Annotated in this window: 19 protein-coding genes; 18 read left to right on the plus strand and 1 reads right to left on the minus strand. The window is 35.5% G+C overall.

Going from position 1 to position 16,107, the window contains the following annotated elements:
* Position 1 precedes the first annotated feature (1 nt).
* The 9 genes from IGI43_RS11255 to IGI43_RS11295 all read left to right on the plus strand — a co-directional run bounded on the left by IGI43_RS11255 (position 2) and on the right by IGI43_RS11295 (position 6,735).
* Positions 2 to 439, plus strand: coding sequence for a DUF5082 domain-containing protein (locus tag IGI43_RS11255; protein WP_438757882.1), 438 nt, complete (start codon positions 2 to 4; stop codon positions 437 to 439).
* A 23-nt stretch (positions 440 to 462) separates the two neighbouring features.
* Positions 463 to 756: a TIGR04197 family type VII secretion effector gene (locus tag IGI43_RS11260; protein WP_438757883.1), complete on the plus strand. Its 294-nt coding sequence runs from the start codon at positions 463 to 465 to the stop codon at positions 754 to 756.
* On the plus strand, positions 756 to 1,466 hold the full coding sequence (locus IGI43_RS11265) for a DUF4176 domain-containing protein (protein ID WP_438757884.1): 711 nt from the start codon (positions 756 to 758) through the stop codon (positions 1,464 to 1,466). Before IGI43_RS11260 ends, IGI43_RS11265 begins: the two co-directional genes overlap by 1 nt.
* 22 nt (positions 1,467 to 1,488) lie before the next feature.
* Entirely contained in the window at positions 1,489 to 3,153 is a 1,665-nt protein-coding gene (locus IGI43_RS11270; protein ID WP_438757885.1) for a T7SS effector LXG polymorphic toxin, read from the plus strand.
* A complete protein-coding gene (locus tag IGI43_RS11275; protein ID WP_438757886.1) occupies positions 3,140 to 3,547 on the plus strand; it encodes a hypothetical protein in 408 nt (135 codons plus the stop codon). Before IGI43_RS11270 ends, IGI43_RS11275 begins: the two co-directional genes overlap by 14 nt.
* Positions 3,531 to 4,022 carry a hypothetical protein gene (locus tag IGI43_RS11280; protein ID WP_438757887.1) on the plus strand — a complete coding sequence of 164 codons (492 nt, stop codon included), beginning with the start codon at positions 3,531 to 3,533 and terminating at the stop codon, positions 4,020 to 4,022. Before IGI43_RS11275 ends, IGI43_RS11280 begins: the two co-directional genes overlap by 17 nt.
* Positions 4,023 to 4,343: 321 nt before the next feature.
* Positions 4,344 to 6,032: a T7SS effector LXG polymorphic toxin gene (locus IGI43_RS11285; protein WP_438757888.1), complete on the plus strand. Its 1,689-nt coding sequence runs from the start codon at positions 4,344 to 4,346 to the stop codon at positions 6,030 to 6,032.
* A 19-nt stretch (positions 6,033 to 6,051) separates the two neighbouring features.
* Complete coding sequence (locus IGI43_RS11290) at positions 6,052 to 6,522, plus strand: hypothetical protein (RefSeq protein WP_438757889.1); 471 nt, start codon at positions 6,052 to 6,054, stop codon at positions 6,520 to 6,522.
* A 3-nt stretch (positions 6,523 to 6,525) separates the two neighbouring features.
* On the plus strand, positions 6,526 to 6,735 hold the full coding sequence (locus IGI43_RS11295; RefSeq protein ID WP_438757890.1) for a hypothetical protein: 210 nt from the start codon (positions 6,526 to 6,528) through the stop codon (positions 6,733 to 6,735).
* Positions 6,736 to 6,878: 143 nt separating this feature from the next.
* Here the strand turns inward: IGI43_RS11295 and IGI43_RS11300 are convergent, their stop codons facing one another.
* Positions 6,879 to 7,367 (minus strand): helix-turn-helix domain-containing protein, encoded by a 489-nt coding sequence (locus IGI43_RS11300; protein WP_438757891.1) that lies wholly within the window; start codon positions 7,365 to 7,367, stop codon positions 6,879 to 6,881.
* Between the two features lie 164 nt (positions 7,368 to 7,531).
* Between IGI43_RS11300 and IGI43_RS11305 the strand changes: the two genes are divergently transcribed.
* From IGI43_RS11305 to IGI43_RS11345, 9 genes are all read left to right on the plus strand, one after another.
* Positions 7,532 to 7,984 carry a hypothetical protein gene (locus IGI43_RS11305; RefSeq protein ID WP_438757892.1) on the plus strand — a complete coding sequence of 151 codons (453 nt, stop codon included), beginning with the start codon at positions 7,532 to 7,534 and terminating at the stop codon, positions 7,982 to 7,984.
* A gap of 177 nt (positions 7,985 to 8,161) precedes the next feature.
* Positions 8,162 to 9,220 (plus strand): replication initiation factor domain-containing protein, encoded by a 1,059-nt coding sequence (locus tag IGI43_RS11310; RefSeq protein WP_438757893.1) that lies wholly within the window; start codon positions 8,162 to 8,164, stop codon positions 9,218 to 9,220.
* 23 nt (positions 9,221 to 9,243) lie between these two features.
* Positions 9,244 to 9,624: a hypothetical protein gene (locus IGI43_RS11315; protein ID WP_438757895.1), complete on the plus strand. Its 381-nt coding sequence runs from the start codon at positions 9,244 to 9,246 to the stop codon at positions 9,622 to 9,624.
* A gap of 206 nt (positions 9,625 to 9,830) precedes the next feature.
* Entirely contained in the window at positions 9,831 to 11,060 is a 1,230-nt protein-coding gene (locus IGI43_RS11320; protein WP_438757896.1) for an IS110 family transposase, read from the plus strand.
* Between the two features lie 114 nt (positions 11,061 to 11,174).
* On the plus strand, positions 11,175 to 11,603 hold the full coding sequence (locus tag IGI43_RS11325) for a hypothetical protein (RefSeq protein ID WP_206850649.1): 429 nt from the start codon (positions 11,175 to 11,177) through the stop codon (positions 11,601 to 11,603).
* Positions 11,585 to 11,965, plus strand: coding sequence for a hypothetical protein (locus IGI43_RS11330; protein ID WP_206850647.1), 381 nt, complete (start codon positions 11,585 to 11,587; stop codon positions 11,963 to 11,965). Before IGI43_RS11325 ends, IGI43_RS11330 begins: the two co-directional genes overlap by 19 nt.
* Before the next feature lie 176 nt (positions 11,966 to 12,141).
* Entirely contained in the window at positions 12,142 to 13,278 is a 1,137-nt protein-coding gene (locus IGI43_RS11335; protein WP_438757897.1) for a hypothetical protein, read from the plus strand.
* Between the two features lie 33 nt (positions 13,279 to 13,311).
* Positions 13,312 to 13,665, plus strand: a complete 354-nt coding sequence (locus IGI43_RS11340; RefSeq protein WP_438757898.1) for a hypothetical protein — start codon at positions 13,312 to 13,314, stop codon at positions 13,663 to 13,665.
* A 441-nt stretch (positions 13,666 to 14,106) separates the two neighbouring features.
* Positions 14,107 to 16,101 carry a T7SS effector LXG polymorphic toxin gene (locus IGI43_RS11345; protein WP_438757899.1) on the plus strand — a complete coding sequence of 665 codons (1,995 nt, stop codon included), beginning with the start codon at positions 14,107 to 14,109 and terminating at the stop codon, positions 16,099 to 16,101.
* Positions 16,102 to 16,107 lie beyond the last annotated feature (6 nt).

Here is a 16,107-nt window from a genome sequence, read left to right on the forward strand (position 1 = left end):
GATGGCTAAAGATGATGCAGCAGAAAAAAAGCGTCAGGAGAAGAATGCTCAAAATAGACGAGAATCAACAAGATGGCAACAAATAGGAAATGAACGAAAAGCAAATTATGATAAAAATCAAAAAAAATTAGAACGATTAAAAGAAGCAAAGAGCAAATTAGAAAAATCTATGAAGAACTTTTCGCAATTTGAGAATCAAGTGAAGCAATACCCAACAAAATTAAGCACTGGACAATTCAAAGGAACGCTTCGAGACAAATTTGATGAAAAGGCTAAAAAAATGGGTACGACATTGCATAAAGAGGAAAATTCCTATCAACAAAATATGGCAAAACTAGATGCAGAAATAGCAAAGAAAGAATTAGAACAAGGGGATTTGATGAGTGCTGTAGAAAGTGCTTTTGATATGGCAAAAAATTTCTTGGCTTCTATCTTTTAATCTGACACAAGGAGTGATTATAGATGGGGAAAACAGGTGTAGATAAGGCGGCATGGGATGCAGTAGTTTCAAAAGCAGATAGTGCTGTTTCAAGTATTTCCAAACCAACGATTAATGAATTGGGCAAAACAACCCTAAAACGCTTTAAAAAAGTGATAGAGACACAAAAAACATTGGTGAATACAGTAGAATCTTTCAAAAATGTTTCAAGTACTGATACACAGAAAATGAAGCAAGTTGCTGAAAATATTGTGAATGAAGATAATCAAGCATCTAAATCATTTGAACAAAATACAACCAAAGTGAGGTTTAAATGATGGCGAATTATGATTCAAAGAAATTTTTTGAAGGTGTTTTAATCAATGATGAATCACTTACCTTTGAAGTGACAGAAGAGCTGATCCTAACAGGTGTTCTCTTAGGATCAAATTTTCAGCTATTAAAATCAGTCTATAAGACACACCGAAATTTAGAGCAACAATTTGAATACAAACCGATGATCGGTGCTAAATTGAGCGTATTCTTTGATTATGAGGAACAAACGGTCACCTTTGATCGCCAATCAAGTCAAGTGGTATTGACTATTCCCCAATTTTTACAATACATTGGCAAAATTGATGTTGCGTTTGCGCCTATTTATCCAGTTGGAACAACCGTTGAACTGGATGAAAGTATGTTGCCAGACAGCGTAGCAGAGATGTTTAAAGACGGCGATTTAGGAGCAATTGTCACTCTTACTGGAAGAAAAGTTCCGTTGATGTCAGGGTTTGATCACTATGTTGTCGATTATTTAGGACGACTATGGCCGTTTGGAGAAATCCCAGGGAATGATCCAGTCTTGATTTCAAATATGATGATTAAGCGTGTAATTGCCGAAAGTTATACGAATGAATATGAAGAAGCCTTTTCCTTTGATGTATTACGGGCTACCCAAGTATTGAATCAACAGATATCTACAGCCTACATGACGACAGAAGATGCGATTTCCTATTACGAAGCACTTTCTGAAATCACAGAAACAGAGTAAACTATAAAGAAAGGAGCATGTTATGGGCTTTCACGTAGAAACAGCCGAAATGAAAAAGGCGTTGGAACAGTATCAAAAACTATCAAGAACCGCACAAGAACAATTAGATAATGCCAAAAGGTCAATGAATGGTATCATTAACAGTAATGCGATGCATGGTCAAGTAGGCCAAGCAATCGCGGCTGATATCAATAATAATAAAAATGCCGTACTTGTTGGCTTAAAAAATAGCTATAAGTTAGTAGAAGCAGACCTCCAACAAACTTATGCAGATTTTGCAGGAACCACAGGAGAAACCTCACAAAGTGCGGTGTTAGATGAAGATGTTTTAACGAAGGCAAAAACAGCCATTGATAAATTTAAGACGGAGCACAAAGAAAAAAGACAAACAATCAAATCGACTTACAGTGATATAGCCGATTTGATTTCACTTTCTATGCCAAGCAGTAGTACCTTCACTAGTGCTTGTGATGAAGCAAAAAAGCACTTGGATAAGATTATTCAAAAAGTCAATGAGTTTGATAGTAAGCAACCACCAAACTCAGCAGAAGAGATTATCAATGCTCTATCTCAACAAATCAAAATGTCTGAAACAGCGAGCGGTGTAAGCTACACAGACCCAAGATTTATGGAGTTTGTCTCCCAAACAGGGTTAGCAGAATCAATCCAAGCTATTGACAGTCAACTAGCCAAGGCAGAAGCAGAAGCAAAATTAGAAGCAGAAAAAGCCGCAAAGGAAAAACAAGAACAATGGGCAAAAGATCATCCATTAGAGAATGCGTTACGTAATTTTTCAGACGGCATCGGTTCTTGGTGGAATGGGATTGTCAAAGGAACAAAAGGGCTCAATACGGAAGGGTTTTTCCTCTTAGAAACAGGCAAAGGTATTTTATTAGCCTTAGAATCTACAGTAGGATTTGTAGGAGAAGGGATCAGTTCATTAGCGATTGGGAGTGTACAAGTTGGGCAGCTTTTAGGTGGAGGACTCGCTACAGGGATTAATAATTTAAGAGGAGTAAAATCCCCAGATTGGATTGGGAAAGATTGGTCAGGAACTGTTAAGAATGTTCAGGCACTGACGCCTTCCGCTATTTTTGAAATGAGTAAAGCGGCGATCGGCTCAATGGCTGATGACTTTAAACGTGGAGATATCTATGATATGACGACAGATGTTCTGACAGTGGGAACGATGTTAACGGCAGCGAATGGATTGAAAAACACGGCGAAGAATGTTACAACTAAGTTGAAAGCGCCAAAAGTTGGGTCGGTTGTGGATGATGTAGCTAAGAAAGCCAAGAAAGCTGAAAAAATAATGAATAGCGCGGATGCTGAAAAATACGCTTTTAATGCAACAAAAGGTGCCAATAATTCAGATTCTATTGTATTAGGAAAATTTGATGGTGGTGGACCAACCGCTTATACTACTAAAGCTAAAAAAATTGGTGCACAATACTTTGAGTTGGATAATTGGGATGAATTAAGTAAAATGTATAGTGACAAAGAAATTTGGAAAATTAATGAGAAATTCTTAGATATACAAATTGCTTCTGGAAGAGAGATATATTTTTCACATAATCCACTCGATTTTATTGGTGATGGTTCATTTTATTCACAAGAAATAGCATACTTGCAGAGTCACGGATTTGGATTTGAAAAGATAGGAGACCTTTGGCATGTTATCAGGTGATGAAAAATTTATTAATAAACACTATTTAGACTATACGAAAAAAATTTTTTTGGAGTATTTTGGGCAAAATATATTTTTAAAAAAAGAAGAATGTTCTAATGAGGCAGCAGGTATGGGATTCTATAGACTTAATTATGAATATTCAAAGTATCAGATAGTCTTCGAGTATGAAAGATTACGTTTTACAATTAGAATCAAATGGAAAGATGCTGTTTCAAATTTCTTCTCACAACATAAAGAACTATCAAATGGTTTAAAAGAAGAAGATATAAAAAAGTCAATTTCTATTCTAAAAAATGATATTGATAATGGTTGTTTGGATTTTTTTCGCATTTCAAAAAAAGGTGAAATAAAGAAGATTGAAGGGGCGCTTATTGATGAATCAAAGATTTAATTTTGATAAACAAGTTGATGAGAAATATTTAAATAACAGATTACGAGTTTTGGAATACACAAATCAAGATATGAATTTAAGCCTTGAAAATAACAATCAAGTTTATATTGCAGTATTTGATATTCCAACAAAAACTAATATTATCGGTTTTCAGACTGAAACCCTAGCTTTAGTTTTTGGTTTAAATGTCCATCTTTATCATGGAAGTGGTTCAGTAATTACAAATTTAGAGCAATATCCAGAAGTAATGAAAGCAATGCAATCTTTATTACTAAGTAGCTCCCAAGCATTACCATATATGAAATTAACTGAGGATTTTAATTTCTACAATAGCGAGTATGTGAGAGTCTATTTAAAAACAGAGCAGGGTGTACATTTTAAAGAACTCAATAAAAAAGATAAAATTGACATTTTTTTGCAGAATATGATGAATTATGTTTTAAATGAGATTACGAAAACTAATGCTTTGAAATAAAAGCTACTTAATCACGAAACAGGTAACCAAGTGATTAAGCCTTGAATAGCAACAACTAAACTGCTAATAGCTAACTAAATAAAAATGTAATTAGCTAATTAGTATAGACTATGGGAACGGTATTAGTGAGAAACAACACTAATATCGATTTTCGTATATCAAAATTAAGAGGACAAATTTAAGGAAATCTTAATTCAGAGGTGTCTTCGGTGTGTATATATAAGCATGTATGACCAGAGAAGATGCGATTTCCTATTACGAAGCACTTTCTGAAATCGTAGAAACAGAGTAGATAGTAAAATGTAAAGAAAGGAGCATGTTATGGGCTTTCATGTAGAAACAGCCGAAATGAAAAAGGCGTTGGAACAGTATCAAAAACTATCTAAAACGGCACAAGAACAATTAGATAATGCGAAAAATTCAATGAATGGTATCATTAACAGTAATGCGATGCACGGTCAAGTAGGCCAAGCAATCGCAGCAGATATCAACAACAATAAAAATGCCGTACTTGTCGGCTTAAAAAATAGCTATAAGTTAGTAGAAGCAGACCTCCAACAAACTTACGCAGATTTTGCGGGAACCACAGGAGAAACCTCACAAAGTGCGGTGTTAGATGAAGATGTCTTAACGAAGGCAAAAACAGCTATTGATAAATTTAAGACGGAGCACAAAGGAAAAAGACAAACCATCAAATCAACGTACAGTGATATAGCCGATTTAATTTCGCTTTCTATGCCAAGCAGTAGTACGTTCACTAGTGCTTGCGATGAAGCAAAAAAGCAGTTGGATAAGATCATTCAAAAAGTCAATGAGTTTGATAGTAAGCAACCACCAAGCTCAGCAGAAGAGATCATCAATGTTTTATCTCAACAAATCAAAATGTCTGAAACAGCGAGCGGTGTAAGCTACACAAACCCAAGATTTATGGAGTTTGTCTCCCAAACAGGGTTAGCAGAATCAATCCAAGCTATTGATAGTCAAATAGCTCAGGCAGAAGCAGAAGCAAAATTAGAAGCAGAAAAAGCCGCAAAGGAAAAACAAGAACAATGGGCAAAAGATCATCCATTAGAGAATGCGTTACGTAATTTTTCAGACGGCATCGGTTCTTGGTGGAATGGGATTGTCAAAGGAACAAAAGGGCTCAATACAGAAGGGTTTTTCCTCTTAGAAACAGGCAAGGGTATTTTATTAGCTTTAGAATCTACGGTAGGATTTGTAGGAGAGGGGATCAGTTCATTAGCGATTGGGAGTGTACAAGTTGGTCAGCTTTTAGGTGGGGGACTCGCTACAGGGATCAATAATTTACGGGGAGTAAAGTCACCAGATTGGATTGGGAAAGATTGGTCAGGAACTGTTAAGAATGTTCAGGCACTGACGCCTTCCGCTATTTTTGAAATGAGTAAAGCTGCGATCGGCTCAATGGCTGATGACTTCAAACGTGGAGATATCTATGCAATGACGACAGATGTTCTGACAGTGGGAACGATGTTAACGGCAGCGAATGGATTGAAAAACACGGCAAAGAATGTTACAACTAAGTTGAAAGCGCCAAAAGTTGGGTCGGTTGTGGATGATGTAGCTAAGAAAGCCAGCGGGGCTAATATGGAAGAAACAGTCACATATAGCAGAGTTCAAGGTGGAGGCAGCAAAGATTTACTTTTAGTTAATGATGATGGTACACTATCGTTAAATGGTAAGTGGAAGTCTGACCATAATTTAAATGTTTCAACTGGGAAAGACCATGCAAATTATTTTCAAGGTAAGCGTCCAGATTCCTATGTAGTTGAGTTTGAAGTACCTCAATATTTAGATGATTTAATTAAAGAAAATGCAATTTCTCAAAATGGCTATAAAGCCAACCCTTTAAATCAAGGTGGAACAGCTCCTAAAATAGTTGATAAAGGTATTTTTGATAAATATAATTTTGAAGGTGTTGCTTATGAATTACCTGATCCTATTAATCAATGGTTAGTGGAGTATGCCCAAAATGCGCGAGTAGTAAAGTGAAAGAGGTGAACTAGCTGGTATGCTGAAACCCATGTATGCAGAAAATATTATTGTAGGAGTAAGATATAAAGAAGTATTCAATTGGTATATTACTGATACAGAATTATGGTATTTAGATTACAATCAAGCTGGATATTCAACTGAAGAATATCCAAAAGAAAGAACGAATATAAGTGTCTTAAATGAAGACACAGAGAGTATTTTTTTGGAAAATGTTGAAAAGTATAAAGTTTCAACAAATTCTATTAAACTAGACTTTTTTAAAGAGTTTAGAAAAGATAGAGAAGAAGCTATATATGATTATAATCCTAGCTTATTAATAGATTTTGATAATCAAATTTTTTATTCTAATTATCCTGAATCTATATCTTTTGAAGAATATATTCCTGATAATTGGGTTGGTCATTTCCAAAAATTTTTTGAAAGAATTCCCTCAAAATATAGATATTGGGAAGAAAAAGGTATAAATTATTTAACTAGAAAGGATTAAGTTATGGAAAACGATAAATTAACAATGATAAAAGAAACATTTAAAAATGATAAGACTGGAGAACTAACACCAGCTGTCACAATAATTCTTGATGGTAATGTAGCCCAAGTATTGGATATAATTATGAAAAAGAAAGGTTATTCTGATTATCCAGAAGCGCTAAGAGATGTTATTTTTGAGGGGATTCATAGTTTTATAAAACAAAATAATTAAATAAAAAGGCACTTTACTATCTGATTGGAGTCGAATAGCAAAGCTTTGACTAGTAAGCACTCACTAATCAAGTTGTCAATGGCTAATAAAAAAGATATGAGAATAACTAACTCTTTCAAGAGAGTAGGGTTCCCATATCTTTTTTAGCTATCGGTAATTGTATTAAATTTAGCATATTCCTTTTTATAATAATCTATCTGTTGTTCAAAATAATTTTTATCTGTTTTAAATTCAAACTCTGACTCTAAAAATCGTAAAGTATCTTTAAATAGCGTTGTTACTTCTTCGTTAGATAATCTGTTTTCACTACTCATTTCCATTACCTTATAAACAATGTCGTCGAATTGAGTTTTATATTCTCTGGTTATTTTTGAAAATGAATTACCTATGTTCAATAGCTCTTTTTTATGGTCTTGTACGTAACTATTTACATCGCTAACTCCCAATAAATAGTCTACAGAAACATTAAATAATTTCGCAAGCTTAGCGAGTGTGACAAAATTAGGCTCAGTTTTTCCATACTCCCAGTTAGAATAAGTTACACGATTTACATTCAGTAAGTCTGCAACCCCTTGTTTACTCAAATTTTCTTTCTCCCTAAGTTCAGTTAATCTATCAGTGAAAGTAGCCAAAATGAACGCTCCTTTGAAAAAAGTAATTATTTTATACTTTTTTATTGAATTAGTATCAAAATAGTGCTAATATGATTCTATAGTAATACTTTAATACGATTTTAGCAAATTAGGAACAAAATTACAATCATAGAGGAGGCATAACAATCTACGAGTATCAAGAAGTGATTTCTTTTGTTGAAGGGTTATCCAGTATTTCTACACTAAAACGTTGGCGAAAAAAGGCAGAAGAATTAACAGGGGTAACGTTCAAAGTTGAACAGATTCGTATAGGCAGAAAATCTACTCAAACGATTTATACGTTTACAGATGCGGACGTTCAAAAGTTCCAACAAGTCGCTGATACAAAAAAAGAACTAGGATTAGACAAGGCGATTATTACCGCATTTACTACATCTGATAAACAGACTGTTTCTATCTCTGAAAGAGTCGGCGTGTTAGAACAAGAGTTAGCGCAACAGCGTACTGATTTCGTCAACCGTATCAACTGTTTGGAAAGTCAAAATAGGCAATTTCAAACAGCGATTACTGACTTACAGGTTCAACTCCAACGGATAGAAACACAACCAAAAGGCTTAAGAAAGTTGTTTCAGTCCGAGAACGATAAGCACCGTTAATGGTGGGCGAGTGGCTAACACAGTAGCCCAACCAGTAACGAGTTGCACTAGCGGTCGAGAACGTTTCAAGGGTGTCTAGTAACACCACCCTCTGCAAGAGACAAAAAACGGCTGTAAGTGCTGGTATAACTAGTTTTTACCGAGAATATTTTTCTCAAAAACGTGTTGAAAAAAGAGGTGAGAACTATTGCGACACTAAAGAACTTAAGGGGGCTAGAAGATTGGCTACAAATTGACTTTCTACAAACAAATTTAGAGATGATTACGACACAATTAGGATTATCACTTTCTGACTTCAACTACTCTGAACAAGGATTGACCTATTATCCATTTGATTGTTGTTATAGCTTAGGTGATGTCAAAATCTACGGAATGGACTATTATTCAGTAACGGATACCGCTAGGTATATGTTAGTGCTAAGTGGGAGAGGCTGTCAGTTTTACCGAGAGTATACAAACAAAGAAACCTTAAAACCTTTGTTGAAAACATTCTTTAACGATTATGGAGACACAATAAAAGTTACTCGTTTTGATGTCTGTATCGATGATTTTAACCAAAAACCTTATTACACCCCTAGCCAGTTATTGAAATTTTGTGAAAAGAAACGATTTCACTATGGGAAAAGCACAACATATCAAACGTATGGGAATAAACAACAAGGCGTTACGCTTTATTTAAAACCAGCAGGTTCAGACGATAGACTGCGTATCTATGATAAACATATGGAACAAGCCAAACAACTTGGCATACGTCCCAAAGACTATGAATTTCCCTCATGGATACGGTATGAAGTAGAATTTCACCGAGAAAAAGCCCACCAACTAGCGAAAAAATATGCTTATGGTGAGAGTGATATAAAGGAATTAGTCAAAGGGTATCTAAAAGAAAAATTAGTATTTTATTCAGATGATTCCTTTCAAAAAGTTGCTCAACGATGGAAAGAGTTTTTAGGACAATCAGAACCGTTTAAATTAGTTATTAAAAAAGAAAAAAGCCCTTTGCTTGATAAGTTTGAGTGGTATCAATTTAAAGGCAGTTTAGCGATTTACAAGGCGATGATTTTTTTAGAAGAGAATCAGCTTTATCCTAAAAGCATAGACACACTTGACGAAGCAATAGATAAGACAACATTCTCAACAGAGTTATCAGATGAACTAAAAAAATACGTATTGTTGTATGGTCGAGAAGACCTACTTTCAGAAATAACAGTCAATACAAAACAACGAAAAAAATAGAAAAAGAAAGAGGAAGAAAAATTATGGCAAAATTATTATCCCAAAGGGATTGGAACTTTAACGATATTGGTACGATATTTGAATTGGATGAAGTGATTCCAGTGTATGAAACAGAACACCGAGCAGACGAAAACGGAGAAGTCATCAAAGATAGAGAAGGAAAAGCTCGTAACTTTCAAACAGAAACATTAATTGGTTATACCTTTAGTATCACTATTTTAGATGGACAATTTAAGAAAAAATCAACGCAAGTCAAAGTATTAGATACCAATTTACCAATAACCAACGATGAAATTATGAAACGTGATAGTGTCAAATGTACCTTTAAAAATTTACAAGCGAGTATGATTAGTACCGTTATGTATTATAAAGCAGATAGTATTACCCTTGTATCACCAAAATAAAAAAGCAGAATTTCAAAAATAAGAAACGAATTTCTTAGATTTAAAACTCTACCGTAGACAAGTTGAGTATACCATAATTTAAGAAATTCTCCAATTCAAGAAATGGGATAGGCTGACGCTTTCTTGCCCGCTACTCGTCATCATTGAGTATGCAGAGGCTTCAAACTGAGATTGCCACTCACTGATTGAATAGAATAGGAGAATCAATGGACAGAACACAGTATTTATATGTTGGTATGGATATACATAAGGAAACACATACTGCTGTATTATTAAATTATCTAGAAGAAAAACTAGGAGAAATTAAAATCAAGAATACCTTACAAGGCTTTCACAAACTAGAAGACTATGTAAACAAACAAAAAGGAGAACTGATTCCGATTTTCGGATTGGAGGACGTGACCCACTACGGTAGAAACTTATCTATATTTTTACTCGATAGAGATTATCCAGTAAAAGAAGTGAATCCGTCACTTTCTTATATGGAACGCATGAGTTATGCGAGTACACGAAAAAATGATAGTTGGGACGCTCAATGTATTAGTGCTGTCTTAATGAGAAGGTCACACTTATTACCAGAGGCTAACCCTCAAGACTATTATTGGACAATGCGCCATTTAGTCAATCGGAGAAATGCCCTAGTAAAGGCAAGTACAAAATTAATGCAACAATTTCATGAACAGATACAAACAGCCTATCCAAACTATAAAGGTTTTTTCACAGAATTAGACTGTCAAACGTCATTAACGTTCTTTGAACACTATCCCTCACCCAAACACTTAGAATGTATGTCTGAGGACGAATTAGGGGCATTCCTACGAGTTCCAAGTCATAATACCTGTTCAACCAATCGAGCTCGTAAAATCATTGATTTAGTGGCTCAAGAGACGACAAAAGAACGCGACTATCAATTTGCCCGAGATACAGTGATTCAAAGTATCACACGACAGCTAAGAGCCTACCAACGTGAAATTAAGGTGTTAGAACAGACAGAAAGAGAAATGTATCAAGAACTAGGTTACCAACTAGAAACAATGTCGGGAATTGATATCGTAACGGCTTGTGCGTTGGTTGGACATATAGGTGATATCCACCGTTTTTCTAGTGCGGATAAATTGGCGAATTATGCGGGTGTCGCACCCTTACGATTTAGTTCAGCGGGAAAAGGAAAAGATGTAAAGAACAAGTCACAAGGCAATAGAAAGCTGTATTCTACGTTGTATTTTCTAGCGATACAACAAATTTATCTTACAAATAAGGGAGAACCACGAAATCCAGTATTTCGGGCTTATTTCGAGCGGAAAGTTTCAGAAGGAAAAACAAAGATACAAGCGTTATTGTGTATTATGCGAAAATTAGTTAAGATAATTTATAGCATGATGAAGCAAAAAACAGTCTATAAACTGCCCGAAATTGAGGGGAAAATCGCTAGTTAAGAAAAACAGGTTGAAATGTTGATATGCAAGCGTTTTGACTGATTTTTAAAAAGAGTAGTTTTCCGCCCCGAGAAAGCCAGTGGACTTGATTATCTAGATGACCAATTGGGAAGCATGAAAAATAATGTAAAAGTTAATAAATATGAATCAGCCGAAAGTGTCAATAATTGGTGGAAAAATCAAGGATACGCGGAACCACCATATACTTCTAAAACAGTAGTTCAAGATTTAAATTTATTAGATGAAGGAAAATTTGTAAGAGTTTATGACAAAACTAATTCTAACTTGCATGGTGGATGGCTTATGAAAGCAGATGATATTAAAGGGTTAACTCCTGCTCAAATCCAAGATAAATTTGCACTCCCTCACTTACCAGAATATGTTGGAGAAGTAACGATACCAAAGGGAACTAATTTACGAATGGGCGAAGTAAATCCATTGTTCGGACATAAAGGTGGAGGTGTTCAATTTGACTTGAAAGGTCAATATATTGGGGATTTTAAAGAATTAGGAACTATTAAAGAATGGAGTGGGTTAAAATAGATAATAAAGTTGAATACGAGAATAATGAATTAACAATTTCAGGAGGGAAAATAGTATTTCAATATAATATATCTGAACTGAAATCAAATAATAATTATATTTTTGTAAGGTTAGAAATTCCTTCTGGGCGAAATTTGACCGAAGAAGAACTTTGTAATGTTGTTGCTGTTAATCAATCTGGAAGTATTAAGTGGCGAATAAAAAATATTCCTCCTCAAAATAATCCAGACTACATTTGTGCTCCCATAGTTGGGATGAATTTAGATGTAAATGACATATTATTTGTTACGGATTTTATGGGAAGAAAATTTCAGGTTAATCAAGAGACAGGTAGTTTAAACCAAATTGAAATTGTAAAATAAAATGAATGAGCTTGGGACGTAAGTCCCAAGACAAATGAAATAGCAGACCGAAAATCGAAAAAAGGATTTTCGGTTTTCTATTTTTAAAATTATGGGGAGAATCATCCTTGTTTGATAGCTTATTTAGACTATACTTCCTTAATAGACTCCAAGATAGATACTGCACTTTTACCAGAATGGAGTTTGTCTCCCAAACAGGGTTAGCAGAATCAATCCAAGATATCGATAGTCAAATTGCTAAGGCAGAAGCAGATGCAAAATTAGAAGCAGAAAAAGCCGCAAAGAAAAAACAAGAACAATGGGCAAAAGATCATCCATTAGAGAATGCGTTACGTAATTTTTCAGACGGCATCGGTTCTTGGTGGAATGGGATTGTCAAAGGAACAAAAGGGCTCAATACAGAAGGGTTTTTCCTCTTAGAAACAGGCAAGGGTATTTTATTAGCTTTAGAATCTACGGTAGGATTTGTAGGAGAGGGGATCAGTTCATTAGCGATTGGGAGTGTACAAGTTGGTCAGCTTTTAGGTGGGGGACTCGCTACAGGGATCAATAATTTACGGGGAGTAAAGTCACCAGATTGGATTGGGAAAGATTGGTCAGGAACTGTTAAGAATGTTCAGGCACTGACGCCTTCCGCTATTTTTGAAATGAGTAAAGCTGCGATCGGCTCAATGGCTGATGACTTCAAACGTGGAGATATCTATGCAATGACGACAGATGTTCTGACAGTGGGAACGATGTTAACGGCAGCGAATGGATTGAAAAACACGGCAAAGAATGTTACAACTAAGTTGAGAGTTACTAGACCTCAGACTTTGGGAGAATTTTTGAAAGAGATGGACGAATTACCCAGAGCTAGGCTATCGAAAAAAGTAGAAGACGGGCTTGTAAGTACTCCAAAGGGAGAAAGATTTGATCCTTCTATATATATGTCTAAAGCGGAAATAGAAGCACATTTATCAATATTTGATGACGGTGTCGTAAAAATTCAAAGCATAGAGGAATTCAATAATGGGCTTCGAAAATTTGGTGGTTCTATAGGGCACCCCAAAACTGGAACATACGTCTTACCTAAAAATGTAGTGGATAAAGCGATATCTGTTTCTAATGGAGATCCTAAAGTTCTAGAGAAACTGTTAGGATTGGAACCAGGATATCTGGGTAAAAATCCTGTTTTATTAGATATTAATAAAGTAGATGGGTTAAGGGTTCCAACAGGGAATGAAGCTGGGGCTTGGCAAGGCTTGTGGGAACCTGGTGGGGAATTCCAGAAGCAGTCATCAATCAGCTTCCCTCAAATGGATATACAGTAACAGATGTATTTAAGTAAAAAAAGGAGGATAATTATGGAAGAAATATTCCCAGGTAACGGTTTTGCAGTGATCAAGAAAGATGATAAATATACAATTGAATGGCCTCAAGGACCATTTGATCAAATAACATCATATCCAATAACTAAAGAATTGGCAGATAAAGCTTTTAGATCTTCTGACGATGCTTATGAAGTAATGATATATGCTGAAACAGGTCTATGGCCAGATAGAAACACAGAAGAAGAAGAGAATGAAAGAGTTAGAGAATTTGTAAGGAAATTCCCAGAGTTATTGATAAAAGTTCCTGATAATCAAGATTTATTTACAGAAGAGGAACTGAAAGAATTACTTCCTTTAGGGGAGAAAAATTTATCAGAAGAAGAGTAAGTTAATAAAATAAAAAGGCTCTTTACTATCTGATTGGTATCGGATAGTAAAGTCTTGGCTAGTGAGAACTAATTCACTAATCAAGTTGCCGATAGCTGATATAAGCTATCTGTATTTATTTTAGAAAACTTCAAAGGATTGTTCTAGTCTTTTCGAATACTTCTTTGACGTATAATCAGCCGGATTCTAGGCTCTTAAAACGGTATTGGTGGATAAATTACGATCACTGTACCGTTTTTCGTGTATCAAAATAAAAAGCTAAGATAGGGATATTTTAGCTGGAGATCTTGTTATGTTTGATGTACTGCGTGCGACCCAAGTATTAAATCAACAAATTTCTACAGCCTACATGACGACAGAAGATGCTATTTCCTATTACGAAGCACTTTCTGAAATCGTAGAAACAGAGTAGATAGTAAAACGTAAAGAAAGGAGCATATTATGGGCTTTCACGTAGAAACAGCCGAAATGAAAAAGGCGTTGGAACAGTATCAAAAACTATCCAAAACGGCACAAGAACAATTAGATAATGCCAAAAGTTCAATGAACGGTATCATTAACAGTAATGCGATGCACGGTCAAGTAGGCCAAGCAATCGCGGCTGATATCAATAATAATAAAAATGCCGTACTTGTTGGCTTAAAAAATAGTTATAAGTTAGTAGAAGCAGATCTCCAGCAAACTTACGCAGATTTTGCGGGAACCACAGGAGAAACCTCACAAAGTGCGGTGTTAGATGAAGATGTTTTAACGAAGGCAAAAACAGCTATTGATAAATTTAAGACGGAGCACAAAGAAAAAAGACAAACCATCAAATCAACGTACAGTGATATAGCCGATTTGATTTCGCTTTCTATGCCAAGCAGCAGTACCTTTACAAGTGCTTGCGATGAAGCAAAAAAGCAGTTGGATAAAATCATTCAAAAAGTCAATGAGTTTGATAGTAAGCAACCACCAAGCTCAGCAGAAGAGATCATCAATGTTTTATCTCAACAAATCAAAATGTCTGAAACCGCGAGTGGCTTAAGTTATACAGATCCAAGATTTATGGAATTTGTCTCACAAACAGAATTGGCAGAAGCAATCAAAGATATCGATAGTCAAATAGCTCAGGCAGAAGCAGATGCAAAATTAGAAGCTGAAAAAGCTGCAAAGAAAAAACAAGAAGAATGGGCAAAACATCATCCAGTAGAAAATTTCCTTCAAAATATGTCAGATAGCATCGGCGATTGGTGGGGAAATGTTGTCCAAGGAACAAAAAATCTTTCTATTCCAAAAGGATTTAAAGATATTCTTCTATTTGGAGAAGGGTTCCTTGGCGGTGCAGGTGAGATGGTAAGCTCAGTAGCTATTGGTGGTAGTCAAGTCATTCATTTAGGTGTTGAACTAGTCGAATGGGGTCTTGATTCAGCGAGAGGTATTGAAACACCACAATGGAAACTAGACGATATCAAAGGGGCATGGGAAAATACGAAGGCGATTGGCAGTACGTTAAAAACAATCGGTTTGGGGCTTCAAGGAGCCACGAATCCATGGTTATTGGCAGTGAGTCCAACGCATCGAGAGGCGTTAAAAGAAACCTTTGACATGGGTGCAGGAATCGTTAATACTATAGTTAACGATATAAAAACAGGAAATGCCTATGCAATAGGTGGCTATGTATTTGATGTAGCGAGTATGTTTGTCGGAGTAGGCGAAGTAAATGCGGCGTTGAAAGGAACGAAGCTAGGTGCAAAAATAGCTGAGGGATTAAATGCGTTCAAAGCAACAACGAAAGCCACGACATTAAGTAAATTAGGCAAAGTCACATCGATGATGGATAAAGCGCTGAAATATGGAGATGATGCGCTAAAAGCCTTTGTGACCAAATTAAAAAATATTCCGATGCCGATAATGGATGAGTTAGCAATTGCAGGTGGAGGAAGCGTTAAAGTCTTTGGTAAGGGAACGTTGGATGATTATATGAAGGCAGCAAAAGCGAACTTTAGTAAGGGAAGTGGCGCTGTTGATGATTTTACCGGTAAACTCCGTGGCAAAGAGCATACTTTAAAAAATGTTAAAACTGAAGTCATTGATTATATTAAGAGAAGTCCTTCAGAAGCGAAAAAACTAAGAAATAAATTTGATAGTTCAGTAAGAAAAAATTTCTTAAAAGAGTTAGGTACGGATGAAAAATATCTAAAGCAGTTAGGATTTAGCGAAAAAGATATAGCAAGAATAAAAAATGGAAATGTACCACAAGGGTGGCAAGTTCATCATAAGTTACCATTAGATGATAGTGGTACTAATGATTTTGCTAATCTTGTACTGATAGAAAATGAACCTTGGCATAAAGTTATTACTAATCATCAAAATAGTGTAGCAAGAGGAATGAAACCAGGAGACATTAAAAAGGTTGAGTGGCCTATGATCGATGGAAATATATATCCAAAATAGGAGGAA

The sequence above is a fragment of the Enterococcus sp. AZ126 genome (assembly GCF_051714545.1).
GTDB lineage: Bacteria > Bacillota > Bacilli > Lactobacillales > Enterococcaceae > Enterococcus_L.

What these genes read in the sequence shown, in the direction of transcription:
- IGI43_RS11255 (WP_438757882.1), top strand. Translation starts at nt 2, where the DNA reads ATGGCTAAAGATGATGCAGCAGAAAAAAAGCGTCAGGAGAAGAATGCT.
- IGI43_RS11260 (WP_438757883.1), top strand. Translation starts at nt 463, where the DNA reads ATGGGGAAAACAGGTGTAGATAAGGCGGCATGGGATGCAGTAGTTTCA.
- IGI43_RS11265 (WP_438757884.1), top strand. Translation starts at nt 756, where the DNA reads ATGGCGAATTATGATTCAAAGAAATTTTTTGAAGGTGTTTTAATCAAT.
- IGI43_RS11270 (WP_438757885.1), top strand. Translation starts at nt 1,489, where the DNA reads ATGGGCTTTCACGTAGAAACAGCCGAAATGAAAAAGGCGTTGGAACAG.
- IGI43_RS11275 (WP_438757886.1), top strand. Translation starts at nt 3,140, where the DNA reads ATGTTATCAGGTGATGAAAAATTTATTAATAAACACTATTTAGACTAT.
- IGI43_RS11280 (WP_438757887.1), top strand. Translation starts at nt 3,531, where the DNA reads ATGAATCAAAGATTTAATTTTGATAAACAAGTTGATGAGAAATATTTA.
- IGI43_RS11285 (WP_438757888.1), top strand. Translation starts at nt 4,344, where the DNA reads ATGGGCTTTCATGTAGAAACAGCCGAAATGAAAAAGGCGTTGGAACAG.
- IGI43_RS11290 (WP_438757889.1), top strand. Translation starts at nt 6,052, where the DNA reads ATGCTGAAACCCATGTATGCAGAAAATATTATTGTAGGAGTAAGATAT.
- IGI43_RS11295 (WP_438757890.1), top strand. Translation starts at nt 6,526, where the DNA reads ATGGAAAACGATAAATTAACAATGATAAAAGAAACATTTAAAAATGAT.
- IGI43_RS11315 (WP_438757895.1), top strand. Translation starts at nt 9,244, where the DNA reads ATGGCAAAATTATTATCCCAAAGGGATTGGAACTTTAACGATATTGGT.
- IGI43_RS11320 (WP_438757896.1), top strand. Translation starts at nt 9,831, where the DNA reads ATGGACAGAACACAGTATTTATATGTTGGTATGGATATACATAAGGAA.
- IGI43_RS11325 (WP_206850649.1), top strand. Translation starts at nt 11,175, where the DNA reads ATGAAAAATAATGTAAAAGTTAATAAATATGAATCAGCCGAAAGTGTC.
- IGI43_RS11330 (WP_206850647.1), top strand. Translation starts at nt 11,585, where the DNA reads ATGGAGTGGGTTAAAATAGATAATAAAGTTGAATACGAGAATAATGAA.
- IGI43_RS11335 (WP_438757897.1), top strand. Translation starts at nt 12,142, where the DNA reads ATGGAGTTTGTCTCCCAAACAGGGTTAGCAGAATCAATCCAAGATATC.
- IGI43_RS11340 (WP_438757898.1), top strand. Translation starts at nt 13,312, where the DNA reads ATGGAAGAAATATTCCCAGGTAACGGTTTTGCAGTGATCAAGAAAGAT.
- IGI43_RS11345 (WP_438757899.1), top strand. Translation starts at nt 14,107, where the DNA reads ATGGGCTTTCACGTAGAAACAGCCGAAATGAAAAAGGCGTTGGAACAG.